The organism is Kitasatospora sp. NPDC032150, from assembly GCF_055579945.1.
Genome location: NZ_JBVIMH010000011.1, coordinates 59,334 through 74,543 on the forward strand (window position 1 = coordinate 59,334; position 15,210 = coordinate 74,543).

Below are 15,210 nucleotides of genomic sequence, written 5' to 3' on the forward strand. Positions count from 1 at the left end.
CCACCGGCGGGAGTTGCAGCTGGGCCGCCGTCAGCCCAGCAGGACGTCGAGTTCGTCGGCCGCCCGGCTGATCGCGCTGCGCGAGGGATCGTGCGGTCCGGTCGGCCGGGCGGCCCTACCGGTCGGCGGCTGGTGGGCGCGGGCAGCGGCGGTGAGGTGGTCGAGGGCGTCGAACACCCGCTGGATCTCGGCGGGTTCGGGGGTGCGGTCGCCGTAGCGGATCTGGGCGGCGTAGGCGGCGACCGCGCCGCTGAGGCGTTCCAGGGCGGCGGTCGCGGGCAGCCACTGGCTGGCGAGCCGGCCGGCGGGCGGGGGTTCGGTGAGCCCCTGCTGCACCTCCTGGCGGGCGTCGGCCAGCGCCCGGTAGGCGGTTCGGCGCAGCCAGACCTCGGCGAGCGGTGCCTGCGGGGACCCGGCCACCGAGGCCAGGTACTCGCGCAGCGCGGTGGCGGCGGTGACCAGTCGGGGTTCGATCCGGTGCGGGGGCCGCTCGGGCCAGAGCAGGTAGCCGAAGACCAGCACGATCGCGCTGGCCAGGGCGGTGTCCAGGACCCGGGGCCAGAACTCGGCCATCCCGCTCTCCCCGCCGAGCTGGACGAGGACCAGGGCCATCGGGGTCATCACGGCCGTGTTCAGCCCGTAGTGCGCGGCCGCCGAGTACGGCAGCAGCGCGACGCAGCCCGAGGCGATGAGCGCCAACCCCCACCTGTCGGTGGTGGTCAGGAGCAGCGCCGCCGTCACCGCCACGCCGAGCACGGTGCCGACCGAGCGGCTGACCGCCCGCAGGAAGACCGAGCCGAGGTCCGGCTTGAGGACGAAGGCCACCGTCATCGGCACCCAGTAGGTGCGGCCCGGCGGCAGCAGGGCGCCGGCCAGTTCGGCGACCGCGATGCAGAGCGCGACCCGCAGGCCGTACCGGACCGAGCCTCCGGAGAGCAGGCGGACGCGCAGCCGCCAGGGGTCTGGGGGCGGTGCGGGCGCGGTGCCGGGTTCGGCCGGGCGGCCCGCGACGGTGTCGGTGGCGGCGCGCAGGGCGATGTCCAGGGCCTTGAGGGCCGGGGTGTCCGGCTGCCAGTCGGGGTACTCGGGCTGCGGGCCGCCGAGTACCGTGCGGGCCAGCCGTCCGGGCAGTTCGGCCACGGCCGGCGGGACCGGGCGCCAGGCCCAGAGCAGCCCGGTGGCGGTCTCGGTGGCGGCGAGTGCGGACTCGTACATCCGGCGCAGCCGCTGGACGTGGTCCGGTTCCTGGCGGCCGGGGCGGGCGTGCGGGAGCAGGTCCTGCAGCTGGTTCAGCCGGGCGGTCAGCACCTGGCGGCGGGCCGCGCCCTGCGGCGTGCCGAGTGCGGCGAGGGTGTCGCCGAGCGCCTCGTACGCGGCCGCCAGGGCCCGGCGGCGGGGGTCGGAGCGGGGGAAGCTGCGGTGCGCGCGGTGCGGCAGCCCGAGCAGGACCACGAACGCGGCGCCGGCAAGCATCATCAGCGGCGCCGCCCACCAGGGGTGCGGCAGCGCCATTCCGCTGCCGAGCGAGGCCGAGACCAGCAGCAGCATGCCGGAGGACGAGCCGCGCGGACCGGTGGCGCTGATCGCTCCGGAGGCGAAGGCGACGGCGGTGAGCGCGAGCCCGACCGTGAGCGGGGCGCTGCCCGCGTGCTGGAGGGCGGTGCCGATCAGCATGCCGAGGGAGGAAGCGAGCAGGGCGGCGGCGATCCTCGGGGCGCGCAGCCGGGCCGGTTCGACGCGGTCGTTCATGGTCGCGTGCATCGCGCCGAGGCCGGCGAAGACGCCCAGGTCGAGCCGGCCGAACAGCAGGCCGAGGAAGAGCGGGGTCGCCATCCCGAGGGCGGCCCGGAGCATCAGCGTCCGTGGCATCGGCGGTCTGACCGGCCGGGCGGCCCGGGCCCACCAGGCGGGCGAGCGGTCAGGGCCGGGGCTGTCGGGGCCGGAGGATCCAGGGGCTGACAAGGGTCGTGTGCCTTCCGCTGATGCCCCGGTCCGCCGGGAGGGCGTCGGGACGTCGCTGCTGTGCGACGTTGCGCGGCAGATGGGGCCGGACCGGGCGAATCCGGTTCGGGGTCAGTCTATCGGCGCGGCCTCCCCGTACCGGATGGGGTGCGGCGGATCGGCGCACCACACCGGCGGGCGGCGGTTCGTATGCTCCCGGTTCACCCGTGTGCACGCTGTCACCGCCGACTGTCGCACCGTCACTGTGGGTTGCATGACTCCTGTACCAGAGAGCGCTTCTGACGCATCGTCCGAACGGTCGTCGACGGTCGTGCCGGACCTGCGCCCGATCGCCGTCTCGGCGCTGATCGGCACCACGATCGAGTACTACGACTTCTTCATCTACGGGACGGCCGTCGCGCTGGTCTTCGGCAAGGTCTTCTTCCCCGAACTCGGGCGCACCAGCGGGCTGTTGGCATCCTTCTCGGTGTACTCGGTGGCTTTCGTCGGGCGTCCACTGGGTGCCCTGGTGTTCGGGCACTTCGGTGACCGGCTGGGCCGCAAGACGACCCTGGTGGTCTCTCTGCTGCTGATGGGCGTCTCCACGGTGGCCGTCGGCGTGCTGCCCGGGTACGGGTCCTGGGGGATCTGGGCGCCGGTGGCGCTGGTGGTGCTGCGGGCGCTGCAGGGCTTCGGGTTGGGCGGGGAGTGGGGCGGTGCGGCGCTGCTGCTGGCCGAGAACGCTCCGGCGGAGCGGCGCGGCCGGTACGGCGGCTACCTCCAACTCGGGCCCTGCCTGGGATTCTTCGCCGCCACCGGGGTGTTCCTGCTGCTCTCGGAGGTGCTGAGCGAGCGGGCCTTCGCCGACTGGGGCTGGCGGGTGCCGTTCCTCGCCTCGGTCGGTCTGGTCGCGACCGGCCTGTTCGTCCGGCTGCGGATCGGCGAGACGCCGGTATTCGCGCGGCAGACCGAGCGGGCCAAGGCGCCGGCCGCCGAGGTGCTGCGCGGACACGGCCGCACGGTGCTGTCCGCGGGTGGCGCGATCATGATCGGATACGCGCTGTTCTACCTGACCACCACCTACGCGCTGGCCTACGCCACCGAGCAGTTGGGCATCGGCCGGGGACTGATGCTCACCCTGCTGTTGGCGGGCGCGGTGCCGAAGGGGGTGGCCGCCTGGTGCTGCGCCGGGCTCAGCGACCGCTGGGGCCGGCGCCGGATGCTGCGGCTGGCCACCGCGCTCGCGGTCGGCTGGTCGCTGCTGCTCTTCCCGCTGCTGGAGACGGCGCGTACGCCGCTGGTGGCGCTGGGGGTGATCGGCGCGATGGCGGTGCTCGGCTGCCTGTTCGGGCCGGTGGCGGCGTACCTGCCGGAGCTGTTCCCGACCCGGGTGCGCTACACGGGTGCCTCGCTCGCCTTCAACCTCGGCGGGGTGGTCGGCGGGGCGACGGCGCCGCTGGTGGCGACCCGGCTCGCCGGGACGTATGGGACGGCCGAGCCGGTCGGCTGGTACCTGGCCGGGATCGGGGTGGCGTCGCTGCTGTGCCTGTACGCGCTGCCGGAGACGCTTGGGCCCGCTCCCGGGGCGAGGGTGGTGCGCCAGGGGCGCGGGGAGCCGTCCGACCAGCCGAGCACCTCGGTGAAGGGCTGATCGCACGGTCCCCGCGCCCCGGGGCCTCGTCTGCCGGTCGGTCAGAGGCCCAGTGCGGTGCGGCCGGCGACCAGGACGACGGCCTGCTTGGCGACACGCTCGCCCAGGTGCTCGGCGGTGGCGATGTCGGCCTTGTGGACGCCCTCCGGGCCCTGGTCGTTGTTGCTCTGGGCGGCGGCGCCGAGGAAGAAGCCGAGACGGTTGATGTCCTCCTCGGAGGCGGTGGAGCTGTTCCAGCCCGGGTGCAGGCCCAGGCTGACCCACTGCATGCCGTGCTGGGCGGCCAGCACGGTGAAGAACTGAAGGGTGTGCAGCTTGTCGCCGCTCTTCGAGGCGGAGTTGGTGAAGCCGGCCGCCAGCTTGTCCTTCCAGGCGCTGGTGAACCAGCGCTTCGAGGAGTTCTCGGCGAAGGTGTGGAAGGCGCCCGAGGCGGTGCCCATGTAGGTCGGCGAACCGAAGACGATCGCGTCGGCGGCGTCCAGCTGGGCCCACTGCTCCTCGGTGATGGTGTCCACGGCTATCCGGACGACCTCGGCCCCACCGGCGGCGGCACCGCGGGCAACGGCTTCGGCGAGCACGGCGGTGTGGCCGTAGCCGGAGTGGTAGGCGATGGCGACGGTGGGGGTGGCGGTGGTCATGGCGCGATGACTCCTGTGGCGTCGGGATGAACGGGAGGGTCGGGGAGGGCGCTCCGGCGCTCCCCGACCCCTGCGGTATCCAATGTAGACCAGGTCTCCATCGGATACCAAGTGTGGAATGGAAACCTGCACGCGTACCCTGGATCGCATGGCCCACCCGCAGCAGCACCCCGAGTACGACGTTTTCGCCGCCTTCTGTCCGAGTCGGAACGTCTTCGCCGAGCTCGCCGACAAGTGGTCGCTGCTGCTCCTGCTCAGCCTGCACAAGCTGGGGGAGCAGAGGTTCTCCGAACTGCAGCGGTCCGTCGTCGGAGTGAGCCGCAAGATGCTCACCCAGACCCTGCGCGAGCTCGAGCGGAGCGGGCTGGTGCGCCGCACCGTCCATCCCGAGACTCCGCCGCGGGTCGTCTACGGCCTGCTGCCGCTGGGGCACTCGCTCGCCGAGCGGCTGGTCCCGGTCGCGGAGTGGGTCGAGGAGAACAGCGGCTCCGTGCTGGAGGCCCGGGCGGTGTTCGACGGCTCGCGCTGCTCCTCCGTCGCGGACTGAGGCCGCGGCCGAGGGGGTGTGGTCGCGGGGCGGCGGGGGTGGCCGCGAGGTGGCGACCGGGGTGGCCGCGAGGTGGCGACCGGGGTCGATTTCACTTTCGGGCCGCTGACCGGGTAATGTCTTCCTCGTTCGAGCGGGACGGAAAAGCCCGCAGGACAGGCCCCTATAGCTCAGTCGGTAGAGCGTCTCCATGGTAAGGAGAAGGTCAACGGTTCGATTCCGTTTGGGGGCTCAACAGAACAAGGCCCTCGCCGCAAGGCGGGGGCCTTCGTCGTTTCATGTCGCCTGTTCCACGCGGCCCGTTCCGTCCGGGGTCCGCCACATGGCTTGCGGTGAGTACGCGGCCTAGCGGTCTCGGCCGGGTATGCGCTGTGATGGTGCGTCATTGGCGGTCGGCCGTGCGGACGGATGCCGCGGCAGGCCGGACGGGGACTGGGAGGGCGCCATGGGCGTTCGACTCGTGGTGGTCGACGACCACCGGCTGCTGGCGGAGGCGCTGGCGGCGGCCCTGCAGCTGCGCGGGCACCGGGTGCTCGCGATCGGCTCGCCGTCCCCGACGGTCGGCGAACTGATCGTCGGGCGCCGCCCCGAGGTCTGTCTGCTCGGCGTGTCCGGGCCGGGCGAGCCGGATGCGTTCGAGCCTGTACGGCGGCTGCGCCGGGAGCGTCCCGAGATCTCCGTCGTGGTCCTCGGGCCGGTCGGCGAGCCCGGGCGGGTCGCCGCCGCCTTCGCCGCCGGGGCCGCCGGGTACGTCCGCAGCGACGAGCGGATCGAGGTCGTGGAACGGGCCATCAGCCGGGTCCGGGCCGGGGAGGCGGCGGTCGCCGTGGACGTCCTGCAAGGCGCCTTCGAACGGCTGCTCAGGCCCGCGGTGGAACCGGACGACGATGCGCTGCGGCTGCTCAGGCTGCTGACCCGGCGTGAGGTCCAGGTGCTGCTCAGGATCGCCGAGGGCGAGGACACCGCCGCCATCGCCGCCGGCATGGGCATCGCCCCCAGTACCGCCCGTACCCATGTCCAGCGGGTCCTGATGAAGCTCGGCGCGCGCACCCGCCTGGAGGCCACCGCGGTCGCCGCCCGTACGGGGCTTCTCGACCGGGTATCGGGCGCGTAGGCGAACCGAGGGGCAGTCCCGGCGGCACGGCCGCCCTGGCCCCGTGAAGCGCCGGAGGGCGGCTCCCCGCACCCCCGGGCGGCATCCGGCTGCTGCCCGGGCGCCCATTGCCGCCCGGGCGCCCATTGCTGCCCGCCGCTGCGCGAGTGGCTGGGGCACGCGTACCCGGTTGACGTCCGGAGCCCCGCATCTCCGTTTTCGCACCCTGCACTTGTTGACTTGTGATCGGTCTTGTTGGAATGTGTTCCCGATCCTGCGATGAGGAGGGCGAGGCCGTGAAGAAGACCACGACCAAGCTCGCGGACGGCCGCGAGCTCATCTACTTCGACGCGGACGGCACCGCGCCCCGGGACGACCGCGACCTGCGCCCGCTCGCCGCCGTCACCCCGCTCTCCGAGATCCGCCGCGATCCGGTGACCGGTGACCACGTCACCATCGCCGCCCACCGCCAGGCCCGCACGTACCACCCGCCGGCGGACGAGTGCCCGCTCTGCCCCTCCACGGACGGCCGCCTGAGCGAGATCCCCGCCGCCGACTACGACGTCGTGGTCTTCGAGAACCGCTTCCCCGCGCTGGCCCTGCACCCGGCGGTCGCCGACAGCGGCGGCGCGGACCCGCTGCACCTCGCCTTCCCCGGCGCCGGCCGCTGCGAGGTGGTCTGCTTCACCGCCGGCCACGACCTCTCGTTCGCCGACCTCACCGCGGCCAGAGCCCGCCTGGTGCTCGACGCCTGGACCGACCGGACCGCCGAGCTCTCCGCCCTCCCGGGCGTCCGGCAGGTGTTCTGCTTCGAGAACCGGGGCGCCGAGATCGGCGTGACCCTGGCCCATCCGCACGGCCAGGTCTACGCCTTCCCGTTCACCACCCCGCGCACCGCCCGGATGGCCGGGCAGGCCGCCGCCCACCGCGCCCGCACCGGCCGCAACCTCTTCGAGGACCTGCTCGCCGCCGAACTCGCCGATCCCGCAAGGGTGGTGCTGGCGGGCGAGTACTGGACGGCCTTCGTCCCGTACGCGGCCCGCTGGCCGTACGAGGTGCACCTCTACCCCAACCGCCGGGTCGCCGACCTGACCCGGCTGAGCGAGCCCGAACGCTCAGAGTTTCCCGAGTTCTACCTCGAATTGCTGCGTCGTTTTGACCGGCTCTTCATTCAAGCGGGCCAGACTGCCCCAACCGCACCGACGCCGTACATCGCGGCCTGGCACCAGGCGCCCACCCTTGGGGGTGAGGAACTCGCGCTTCACCTGGAGCTGTTCACGATCCGGCGTACGGTGGGCAAGCTCAAGTTCCTGGCCGGGGTGGAATCCGGCATGGACGCGTTCGTCAACGACGTGTCGCCCGAGGCGGCGGCACAGCGCCTGCGGGAGGTCGCATCGTGAGCAAGTACCTGGTCACCGGTGGAGCCGGCTACGTCGGCAGCGTGGTCGCCGCCCACCTGCTGGAGGCCGGCCACCAGGTCACCGTGCTCGACGACCTCTCCACCGGGTTCCTGGCCGGTGTGCCGTCCGGCGCCGAGTTCGTCCGGGGGCGGATCCAGGACGCCGTCGAGGTGCTGGACGACTCCTACGACGCGGTGCTGCACTTCGCCGCCTCCTCGCAGGTCGGCGAGTCGGTCGCCGATCCGGAGAAGTACTGGCGCAACAACGTGGCCGGTTCGCTCGAACTGGTCAGCGCGATGCGCAAGGCGGGGGTGCGCAAGCTGGTCTTCTCCTCCACCGCCGCCGTCTACGGCGAGCCCGAGGGCGTCCCGATCGCCGAGACGGCCCGCACCTCCCCGACCAACACCTACGGCGCCACCAAGCTCGCCGTGGACCACCTGATCGCCAGTGAGTGCGCCGCCCACGGCCTCGCCGCCGTCAGTCTGCGGTACTTCAACGTGGCCGGGGCGTACGGCTCCTACGGCGAGCGGCACGAGCCCGAGTCGCACCTGATCCCGCTGGTCTTCCAGGCCGCCCTCGGCAAGCGCCCGCACATCGCCGTGTTCGGCGACGACTACCCGACCCCGGACGGCACCTGCATCCGCGACTACATCCACGTCGCCGACCTCGCCGAGGCCCACCTGCTGGCCCTGGACGCCGCCAGGCCGGGCGAGCACCTGGTCTGCAACCTCGGCAACGGCAGCGGCTTCTCGGTCCGCGAGGTGATCGAGTCGGTCCGCCGGGTCACCGGCCGCGAGATCCCCGTCGTCACCGCCGAGCGCCGCCCCGGCGACCCCGCCGTGCTGGTCGCCTCCGCGCAGCGGGCCCACGAGGTGCTCGGCTGGCGCCCCGGCCGCCCGCAGCTGGACGACATCGTCGCCGACGCCTGGAACTTCACCCTGGCGCTGGACGGCGCGGCCTCCTGACCCGGGAGCGCGGGGACCGTGACCGGCGTCCGCGGCGGGTGCGGCGCCGCCTCGGCCGGGGTCCGGGCGCTGCCCCGGCCGGGCGACCTGATCGGCGGACACGCCGGCCGGGGGTGGCCGAAGGGGGCGCACGGTTGGCCTGACGCTGCATCAGGACGGTGTGCGCGTAGTCTGGTTCGGTACATCCTGACGTCGCGCGGGGCCAGGTCCGAAAGTTCACCAAACCTCCGCCGAGTCGCCCCGCGCGCCGTACGCTGAGTGCGGTACCGGTGGGGGTCGGGCGCCTGAGCAGGGGGGTACGACGATGGGGCGGATCCGGGTCCTGGTGGTCGACGACCACCGCATCTTCGCCGAAGCGCTGGCGGCCACGCTCGCCGCCGAGCCCGATGTCGAGGTCGGCGCGGCCGGCAGCACGCTCGCGGCCGAACGCGCGCTGGAGCGGGCCGCCGCCGAGGGCCGGGCCTTCGACGTGGTCCTGATCGACGCCGACCTGGCCCCGGCCGGCCCGCCGCCGCGCCGTCCCCGTCCGCTCGCCGAGCCCGAGCCGCAGCCCGGCACCAGACGGCTCCCCGCCGCGCCGGCCGGCCGCCGTCCGCCCGGCCTGTCGGCGGGCGCGCCGCACCGCGTCCCGCCCCCCTTGGCGGCCGGCCCCGCCGCCCCGGCCGGGGACGGGCTGGCCCTGCTCGCCCGGGCCTGCCGCGCCCACCCGGCGCTGCGGGCGATCGTGCTCGCCACCGAGGACGACACGGGGCGGGCGGTGCGCGCGCTGCAGGCGGGGGCCTGCGGCTGGGTGGCCAAGGACAGTTCGCTGCCCCGGCTGATGGCGGTGATCCGGGGGGTGCTGCGGGGCGAGACGCACCTGCCGCCGGCCCTGCTGACCGGCGTGGTGAGGGAGTTGACCTCGGCGCGGCGGGACCGCACGGAGAGCGAACGGCTGGTGGAGACGCTGACGCCCCGCGAGGAGGAGGTGCTCCGCTGCATGGTGGCCGGGCTCGGGCGGCAGGCGGTGGCGGAGCGGCTGTACCTCTCGCCGCACACCGTCCGCACCCACATGCAGAACGTCCTGGGCAAGCTGGGCGTCCACTCCACCCTCGCCGCCGTCGCGGTGGCCCGCCGAGCGGGCGTCAGCCCCTCCGAGCCGTCGCTCCCGGCGGCCCACTCGGCCACGCCGTAGGCGACACCTCCGGGGCCCGGCCTTCGCCGCCGACGGCGGAGCCTCACCCCGCGCTGTCGAAGGGGGCGACCAGCTGCCGGAGCAGGGTGGCCAGGTCGTGCTGCTGGTCGGGGCTGAGCTCGGCGAGCAGGGCGCGCTCGTGGGCGAGCAGCCCGGCGAGCGCCTGGTCGGCGCGGTCGCGGCCGTCGTCGGTGAGCCGGACCAGCACACCGCGCCGGTCGTCCGGGTCGGGCAGCCGTTTGACCAGGCCCTTTCCGGTGAGCCGGTCGATCCGGTTGGTCATCGTGCCGGAGGTCACCAGGGTCTGGGTGAGCAGTTGGCCGGGGGAGAGCTGGTAGGGGGAGCCGGCCCGGCGGAGGGCGGTCAGCACGTCGAACTCCCAGGGTTCGAGACCGTGCTCGGCGAAGGCGGTGCGGCGGGCGCGGTCGAGGTGGCGTGCGAGCCGGCTGACCCGGCTGAGCACCTCCAGCGGCCCGACATCGAGGTCGGGGCGCTCGCGGCGCCATGCTGCGACCAGCCGGTCGACCTCGTCCTCCATGTGGATCAGTGTATCGGTGGGTGTGTCGATATGAAGCCTCTTGACATCAAGATGAACGCTCCGGGCATCGACGACCCCCGTTTCCCCGTCGATCACCCACCCGTCCCCCCGGCCGGGAGCCCCGCCGAGAACTACTGCTTCCGCTCGCCGACCAGCTTGGGGTGGCGCTCCAGCCCCTCCAGTCCGTGCCAGGCGAGGTTGACCAGGTGGGCGGCGACCTCGGCCTTCTGCGGCTTGCGCACCTCCAGCCACCACTGCCCGGTCAGCGCGACCATGCCGACCAGCATCTGGGAGTACATCGGCGCCAGCCGGGGGTCGAAACCCCGGGCCTTGAACTCCAGGCCCAGGATGTCCTCGACCTGGGTGGCGATGTCGCTGATCAGTGAGGCGAAGGTACCGGTGGACTGGGCCACCGGGGAGTCCCGGACCAGGATCTTGAAGCCGTCGGTGGAGGTGTCGATGTAGTCCATCAGCGCGAAGGCGGCCTGCTCCAGCAGTTCGCGGGAGTGTCCGCCGGTGAGCGCCCCGGTGACCATGTCGAGCAGCAGCTGCATCTCGCGGTCGACCACGACCGCGTACAGCCCCTCCTTGCCCCCGAAGTGCTCGTAGACCACCGGCTTGGACACCCCGGCCCGTTCGGCGATCTCCTCGACCGAGGTGCCGTCGTAGCCGCGTTCCGCGAAGACCGAGCGACCGATGTCCAGCAGCTGCTCGCGGCGCTGCTTGCCGGTCATCCGGACCCGGCCGCCCTTCGCCGTGCGGGTGGGGGCAGTGGAGCGGTTACGGGGGGCCTCGGGGCTCGCGGCCCCCGCTCCTGAGGTCCGGTGCTGGCCGCCTGCGCTGTCTCCGTTGCTCCCGTTCACCCCTACATCATGCTGCAGGGAGCGGCTCATGCCCCAGCTCGATTCGTCGGCCCCGTCCCGGGCGCCCGCTCATGCGGCACGGCGCGCGGCGATCCGCTCCGGATCGGGCCAGCGCACGTCGTGGACCCAGCCGGCCCGCTCGAACCAGCGGATCAGCCGGGCGGAGGAGTCGACCTGCCCGCGCAGCACGCCGTGCCGGGCGGAGGTGGGATCGGCGTGGTGCAGGTTGTGCCAGGACTCGCCGCAGGAGAGCACTGCCAGCCACCAGACGTTCCCGGAGCGGTCGCGGGACCTGAACGGGCGCGAGCCGACCGCGTGGCAGATGGAGTTGATCGACCAGGTGACGTGGTGCAGCAGGGCGATCCGCACCAGCGAGCCCCAGAAGAAGGCGGTCAGCGCGCCCTCCCAGGAGAGCGAGAGCAGTCCGCCGACCAGTGGCGGGACCAGCAGGGAGAGGGCGGTCCAGAGCCAGAACAACCGGGAGATCCGCCGCATCGCCGGGTCGCGGACCAGGTCGGGCGCGTACTTGAGCTGCGGGGTCTGCTCCTGGTCGAACAGCCAGCCGGTGTGCGCCCACCACAGGCCCTTCACCAGCGCGGGGACGGTTTCGCCGAAGCGCCAGGGGGAGTGCGGGTCGCCCTCCTTGTCACTGAAGCGGTGGTGCCTGCGGTGGTCGGCCACCCAGCGGACCAGCGGGCCCTCGACGGCCAGACTGCCGGCCACGGCCAGTGCGATCCGCAGCGGGCGGTTGGCCTTGAAGGCACCGTGGGTGAAGTAGCGGTGGAAGCCGACGGTGACGCCGTGGCAGGTGAGGAAGTACATCACCGTGGTGATCGCCAGGTCCCGCCAGCCGAGCCCGCGGCCCCAGGCGACCGGGACCGCCGCGACCAGGGCCAGGAACGGGACTCCGATGAAGAGGGCGAGCGCGATTCGCTCGATCGGGCCCTGCCGCTCACCGCCCCTGGTGGCCGAGAGCTGGGTGGCGGCCGCCCCTGCCGGGTCCGGGGGCGCTTCGCTGGCCTGCATGGTCATATGCGGTCCTTGTCGGAGCGGCAAAACCTACGTGACCGTAACCTACGGCATCGTAAGTAGCGTGGAGCGGCTCTGGCGGGCGTGTCGCGAGGTGAACCGGGGCCGGTGTGGGCACGGGGAGTGCCGGGATCTTTGCGATTGGTGGTGGATGCCCGGGCTGGAACCCCGTAGGCTGTGGACCGCGCTGTCCCCTGCGGGGCGGCGAGGTACCGTCCGTCCCGGATCGTCTAAGGGCAGGACAGCTGGTTTTGGTCCAGCTTATGGGGGTTCGAATCCTCCTCCGGGAGCACTTCGTGCAGCCTCCGGCCGAGCGCTGAGCGGGCCGGGGGTCGACTGCCGGTCGGCCGTGACCGCACTATCCTCATGCTCTGCCCGAGCGTGGACGTGCGGATCCGTGGCTCGGGCTCGCTGTGCCAGAACCCTCCCCACGAACGACCGAGGAGCCTCCAGCGTGAGCGCCAACACCCCTGCCGCCGTCATCGTGCTCGCCGCTGGTGGCGGGACCCGGATGAAGTCGAAGCGTCTGCCCAAGGTGCTGCACGAGATCTGCGGTCGCACCCTGGTCGGTCACGCGGTCTCTGCCGCCCAGGAGTTGAGCCCCGAGCAGCTGGTCGTGGTGGTCGGGCACATGCGCGAGCAGGTGCAGCAGCACCTGGCGGAGCGGTACGAGGGTGTTCGCACCGCCGTCCAGCTGGAGCAGAACGGCACCGGCCACGCCGTGCGCACCGCGCTGGAGGCGCTGGCGGCCGACGGGATCGAGCCGGACGGCACCGTGGTGGTCACCACCGGCGACGCGCCGCTGCTGACCGGGGCGACGCTGGCCGCGCTGGTCGAGGCGCACGCCGAGCAGGGCAACGGTGTGACCGTCCTCACCGCCGTCGTCCCGGACTCCTTCGGCTACGGCCGGATCCTGCGCAGCGAGTCGGACGGCTCGGTGGCCGCGATCGTCGAGGAGAAGGACGCCACTGACGCCCAGCGGGCGATCGACGAGATCAACTCGGGCGTTTTCGCCTTCGACGCCAAGCTGCTGGTCGAGGCGCTCGGCCGGCTGAACACCGACAACTCGCAGGGCGAGGAGTACCTCACCGACACCCTGGGGATCCTGCGGACCTCGGGTCACCGGGTCGGCGCGGTCGTCGCGGCCGACTTCCGCGACATCCTCGGCATCAACGACCGGGTCCAGCTGGCCGAGGCCCGGAAGATCATGAACGCCCGGCTGGTCGAGCGCGCGATGCGCGCGGGCGTCACCGTGGTGGACCCGGCGTCCGCCTGGTTCGACGTCCAGGTGACCTACGAGCCGGACGCGGTGGTGCTGCCGAACACCCAGCTGCACGGTGCCACGCACCTCGGCGAGGGCTGCGAGGTCGGCCCGAACTGCACCCTGACCGACACCCTGGTCGGTGCCGAGGCCCATGTGAGCAACGCCACCACGATCGGCGCCGAGATCGGTGAGGCGGCCTCGGTCGGCCCGTACGCGTACCTGCGCCCGGGCACCAAGCTGGCCCGGAAGGCCAAGGCCGGCACCTATGTGGAGATCAAGAACTCCGAGGTCGGCGAGGGCTCCAAGGTGCCGCACCTGTCGTACATCGGCGACACCACGATCGGCGAGGGCAGCAACATCGGCGCGGCCTCGGTCACCGTCAACTACGACGGCGTGAACAAGCACCGCACCACCATCGGCTCCCACTGCCGCACGGGCTCCGACAACATGTTCATCGCCCCGGTGACCGTCGGGGACGGTGCCTACACCGCCGCCGGATCGGTGATCATCACCGATGTCCCGGCCGGTGCGCTCGGCGTCTCCCGGGCGCAGCAGCGCAACATCGCGGGCTGGGTGGAGCGCAAGCGCCCCGGCACCGACTCCGCGCGTGCCGCAGCTGCGGCGGGTGAGTCCGCCGCGATCGTCGAGGACTGAACGGGCGACGGGGGATCTCGAGGGGAGAGCCCGGGGCCCACGCTTTCCGGCGGGGCGCGTAACCTGGAGTACATACGTGCGCCACTGGGCTGACTGCCCGTGTCCGGGCGTACTCCCATTCCCCCGTTGAGCACCGGCCGGGCGCCCGCCTGGCTCGGCGTGGCGGGTTCATGTGCGGCAGCAACGCGAGGAGACGGTGCAGTGACCGGGATCACGACGTCGGTTGAGAAGAAGCTGAAGCTCTTCTCGGGCCGTGCCCACCCCGAGCTGGCGAGGGAGGTCGCGGAGGCGCTCGACACCGAACTCGTGCCGACCAAGGCCCTGGACTTCGCGAACGGCGAGATCTACGTCCGCTTCCTGGAGTCGGCCCGCGGTGCGGACTGCTTCGTGATGCAGAGCCACACGGCTCCCATCAACCAGTGGATCATGGAACAGCTGATCATGATCGACGCTCTGAAGCGGGCTTCCGCCAAGAGCATCACCGCGATCCTCCCGTTCTACGGCTACGCCCGTCAGGACAAGAAGCACCTGGGCCGCGAGCCGATCTCGGCCCGCCTGGTCGCCGACCTGCTGCGCCAGGCCGGTGCCGACCGCCTGATGGCCGTGGACCTGCACACCGCGCAGATCCAGGGCTTCTTCGACGGCCCGGTGGACCACCTGTTCGCGCTGCCGCTGCTGGCCGACTACATCGGCGAGAAGGTCGCCAGCGACAAGCTCACCGTCGTCTCCCCGGACGCCGGCCGGGTGAAGGTGGCCGACCAGTGGTGCGACCGGCTGGACGCGCCGCTGGCGATCATCCACAAGCGCCGCGACATGACCCAGGCCAACACCATTCTGTCGGCCGAGGTGGTCGGTGACGTCAAGGACCGGGTCTGCGTCCTGGTCGACGACATGATCGACACCGCCGGCACCATCTGCGCCGCCGCCGACGCCCTGTTCGAGAACGGTGCCGCGGACGTCATCGTGGCCGCCACCCACGGTGTGCTCTCCGGCCCCGCGGCTGACCGGCTGAAGAACTCCCGGGTCAGCGAGTTCGTCTTCACCAACACCCTGCCGACCCCGGCCGAGCTCCAGCTCGACAAGGTGACCACCCTCTCCATCGCCCCGTCGATCGCCGCGGCGATCCGCGAGGTCTTCGAGGAGGGCTCGGTCACCAGCCTGTTCGAGGGCGTGCACTGACCGGGTAGTCGTACGAACGGCCCCGGTGCCTCGCGGCGCCGGGGCCGATTTCGTGCTCGACGCAGCGTGCGGTTAGACTCTTGAGACTGCTCGGCGAGGGATGTCGTGTGCCCAATACGGGTGCTTGATCCGTGATCGACGCGCTGCCTCGGCCGTGGTTCGGCCGATTGCAGATCCGTCCGCCGCCGAGTGGCCCCCCAAACGTACTTGAGGGTGTGCCCCGGCGGTTTTTCGTCTGTCGTCCGCACCCCGCGTCCAGTTCTCACGAGGAGTG

13 protein-coding genes and 2 tRNA genes are annotated in these 15,210 nt (G+C 72.6%); 10 read left to right on the plus strand and 5 right to left on the minus strand.

The features are described from left to right. Positions 1 to 30 precede the first annotated feature (30 nt). Positions 31 to 1,869 carry an FUSC family protein gene (locus ACZ5ON_RS15335; protein ID WP_465591445.1) on the minus strand — a complete coding sequence of 613 codons (1,839 nt, stop codon included), beginning with the start codon at positions 1,867 to 1,869 and terminating at the stop codon, positions 31 to 33. Between the two features lie 346 nt (positions 1,870 to 2,215). On the opposite strand from ACZ5ON_RS15335, the gene ACZ5ON_RS15340 reads away from it, so the two are divergent. Then, complete coding sequence (locus tag ACZ5ON_RS15340; protein ID WP_465591448.1) at positions 2,216 to 3,592, plus strand: MFS transporter; 1,377 nt, start codon at positions 2,216 to 2,218, stop codon at positions 3,590 to 3,592. Positions 3,593 to 3,633: 41 nt separating this feature from the next. Here ACZ5ON_RS15340 and ACZ5ON_RS15345 read toward each other — a convergent pair whose 3' ends face one another. Next, positions 3,634 to 4,230 (minus strand): flavodoxin family protein, encoded by a 597-nt coding sequence (locus ACZ5ON_RS15345; protein WP_465591451.1) that lies wholly within the window; start codon positions 4,228 to 4,230, stop codon positions 3,634 to 3,636. 148 nt (positions 4,231 to 4,378) lie between these two features. On the opposite strand from ACZ5ON_RS15345, the gene ACZ5ON_RS15350 reads away from it, so the two are divergent. The 6 genes from ACZ5ON_RS15350 (at position 4,379) to ACZ5ON_RS15375 (ending at position 9,409) form a co-directional block, all read left to right on the plus strand. Then, positions 4,379 to 4,777, plus strand: a complete 399-nt coding sequence (locus tag ACZ5ON_RS15350; protein WP_465591454.1) for a winged helix-turn-helix transcriptional regulator — start codon at positions 4,379 to 4,381, stop codon at positions 4,775 to 4,777. A 159-nt stretch (positions 4,778 to 4,936) separates the two neighbouring features. Next, a tRNA-Thr gene (locus tag ACZ5ON_RS15355) sits at positions 4,937 to 5,009 on the plus strand. A gap of 213 nt (positions 5,010 to 5,222) precedes the next feature. Then, positions 5,223 to 5,891 carry a LuxR C-terminal-related transcriptional regulator gene (locus ACZ5ON_RS15360; protein WP_465591457.1) on the plus strand — a complete coding sequence of 223 codons (669 nt, stop codon included), beginning with the start codon at positions 5,223 to 5,225 and terminating at the stop codon, positions 5,889 to 5,891. A gap of 275 nt (positions 5,892 to 6,166) precedes the next feature. Further along, complete coding sequence (gene galT / locus ACZ5ON_RS15365; RefSeq protein WP_465591460.1) at positions 6,167 to 7,270, plus strand: galactose-1-phosphate uridylyltransferase; 1,104 nt, start codon at positions 6,167 to 6,169, stop codon at positions 7,268 to 7,270. Continuing rightward, positions 7,267 to 8,235 carry a UDP-glucose 4-epimerase GalE gene (gene galE / locus ACZ5ON_RS15370; protein ID WP_465591463.1) on the plus strand — a complete coding sequence of 323 codons (969 nt, stop codon included), beginning with the start codon at positions 7,267 to 7,269 and terminating at the stop codon, positions 8,233 to 8,235. The genes galT and galE overlap by 4 nt, the downstream gene beginning before the upstream one ends. A gap of 304 nt (positions 8,236 to 8,539) precedes the next feature. Beyond that, complete coding sequence (locus ACZ5ON_RS15375) at positions 8,540 to 9,409, plus strand: LuxR C-terminal-related transcriptional regulator (protein ID WP_465591466.1); 870 nt, start codon at positions 8,540 to 8,542, stop codon at positions 9,407 to 9,409. A 43-nt stretch (positions 9,410 to 9,452) separates the two neighbouring features. Here ACZ5ON_RS15375 and ACZ5ON_RS15380 read toward each other — a convergent pair whose 3' ends face one another. The 3 genes from ACZ5ON_RS15380 to ACZ5ON_RS15390 all read right to left on the minus strand — a co-directional run bounded on the left by ACZ5ON_RS15380 (position 9,453) and on the right by ACZ5ON_RS15390 (position 11,842). After that, positions 9,453 to 9,947, minus strand: coding sequence for a MarR family winged helix-turn-helix transcriptional regulator (locus tag ACZ5ON_RS15380; RefSeq protein WP_465591471.1), 495 nt, complete (start codon positions 9,945 to 9,947; stop codon positions 9,453 to 9,455). A gap of 131 nt (positions 9,948 to 10,078) precedes the next feature. After that, positions 10,079 to 10,681 carry a TetR/AcrR family transcriptional regulator gene (locus ACZ5ON_RS15385; RefSeq protein WP_280701072.1) on the minus strand — a complete coding sequence of 201 codons (603 nt, stop codon included), beginning with the start codon at positions 10,679 to 10,681 and terminating at the stop codon, positions 10,079 to 10,081. Positions 10,682 to 10,879: 198 nt separating this feature from the next. After that, positions 10,880 to 11,842, minus strand: a complete 963-nt coding sequence (locus ACZ5ON_RS15390; RefSeq protein WP_465591474.1) for an acyl-CoA desaturase — start codon at positions 11,840 to 11,842, stop codon at positions 10,880 to 10,882. Between the two features lie 216 nt (positions 11,843 to 12,058). Here ACZ5ON_RS15390 and ACZ5ON_RS15395 point away from each other — a divergent pair. The 3 genes from ACZ5ON_RS15395 to ACZ5ON_RS15405 all read left to right on the plus strand — a co-directional run bounded on the left by ACZ5ON_RS15395 (position 12,059) and on the right by ACZ5ON_RS15405 (position 14,936). Beyond that, positions 12,059 to 12,129 (plus strand) — tRNA-Gln (locus tag ACZ5ON_RS15395). Between the two features lie 164 nt (positions 12,130 to 12,293). Continuing rightward, positions 12,294 to 13,757 (plus strand): bifunctional UDP-N-acetylglucosamine diphosphorylase/glucosamine-1-phosphate N-acetyltransferase GlmU, encoded by a 1,464-nt coding sequence (glmU, locus tag ACZ5ON_RS15400; RefSeq protein WP_465591477.1) that lies wholly within the window; start codon positions 12,294 to 12,296, stop codon positions 13,755 to 13,757. A 201-nt stretch (positions 13,758 to 13,958) separates the two neighbouring features. Continuing rightward, positions 13,959 to 14,936 carry a ribose-phosphate diphosphokinase gene (locus ACZ5ON_RS15405; RefSeq protein ID WP_465591480.1) on the plus strand — a complete coding sequence of 326 codons (978 nt, stop codon included), beginning with the start codon at positions 13,959 to 13,961 and terminating at the stop codon, positions 14,934 to 14,936. Positions 14,937 to 15,210: the final 274 nt, after the last annotated feature.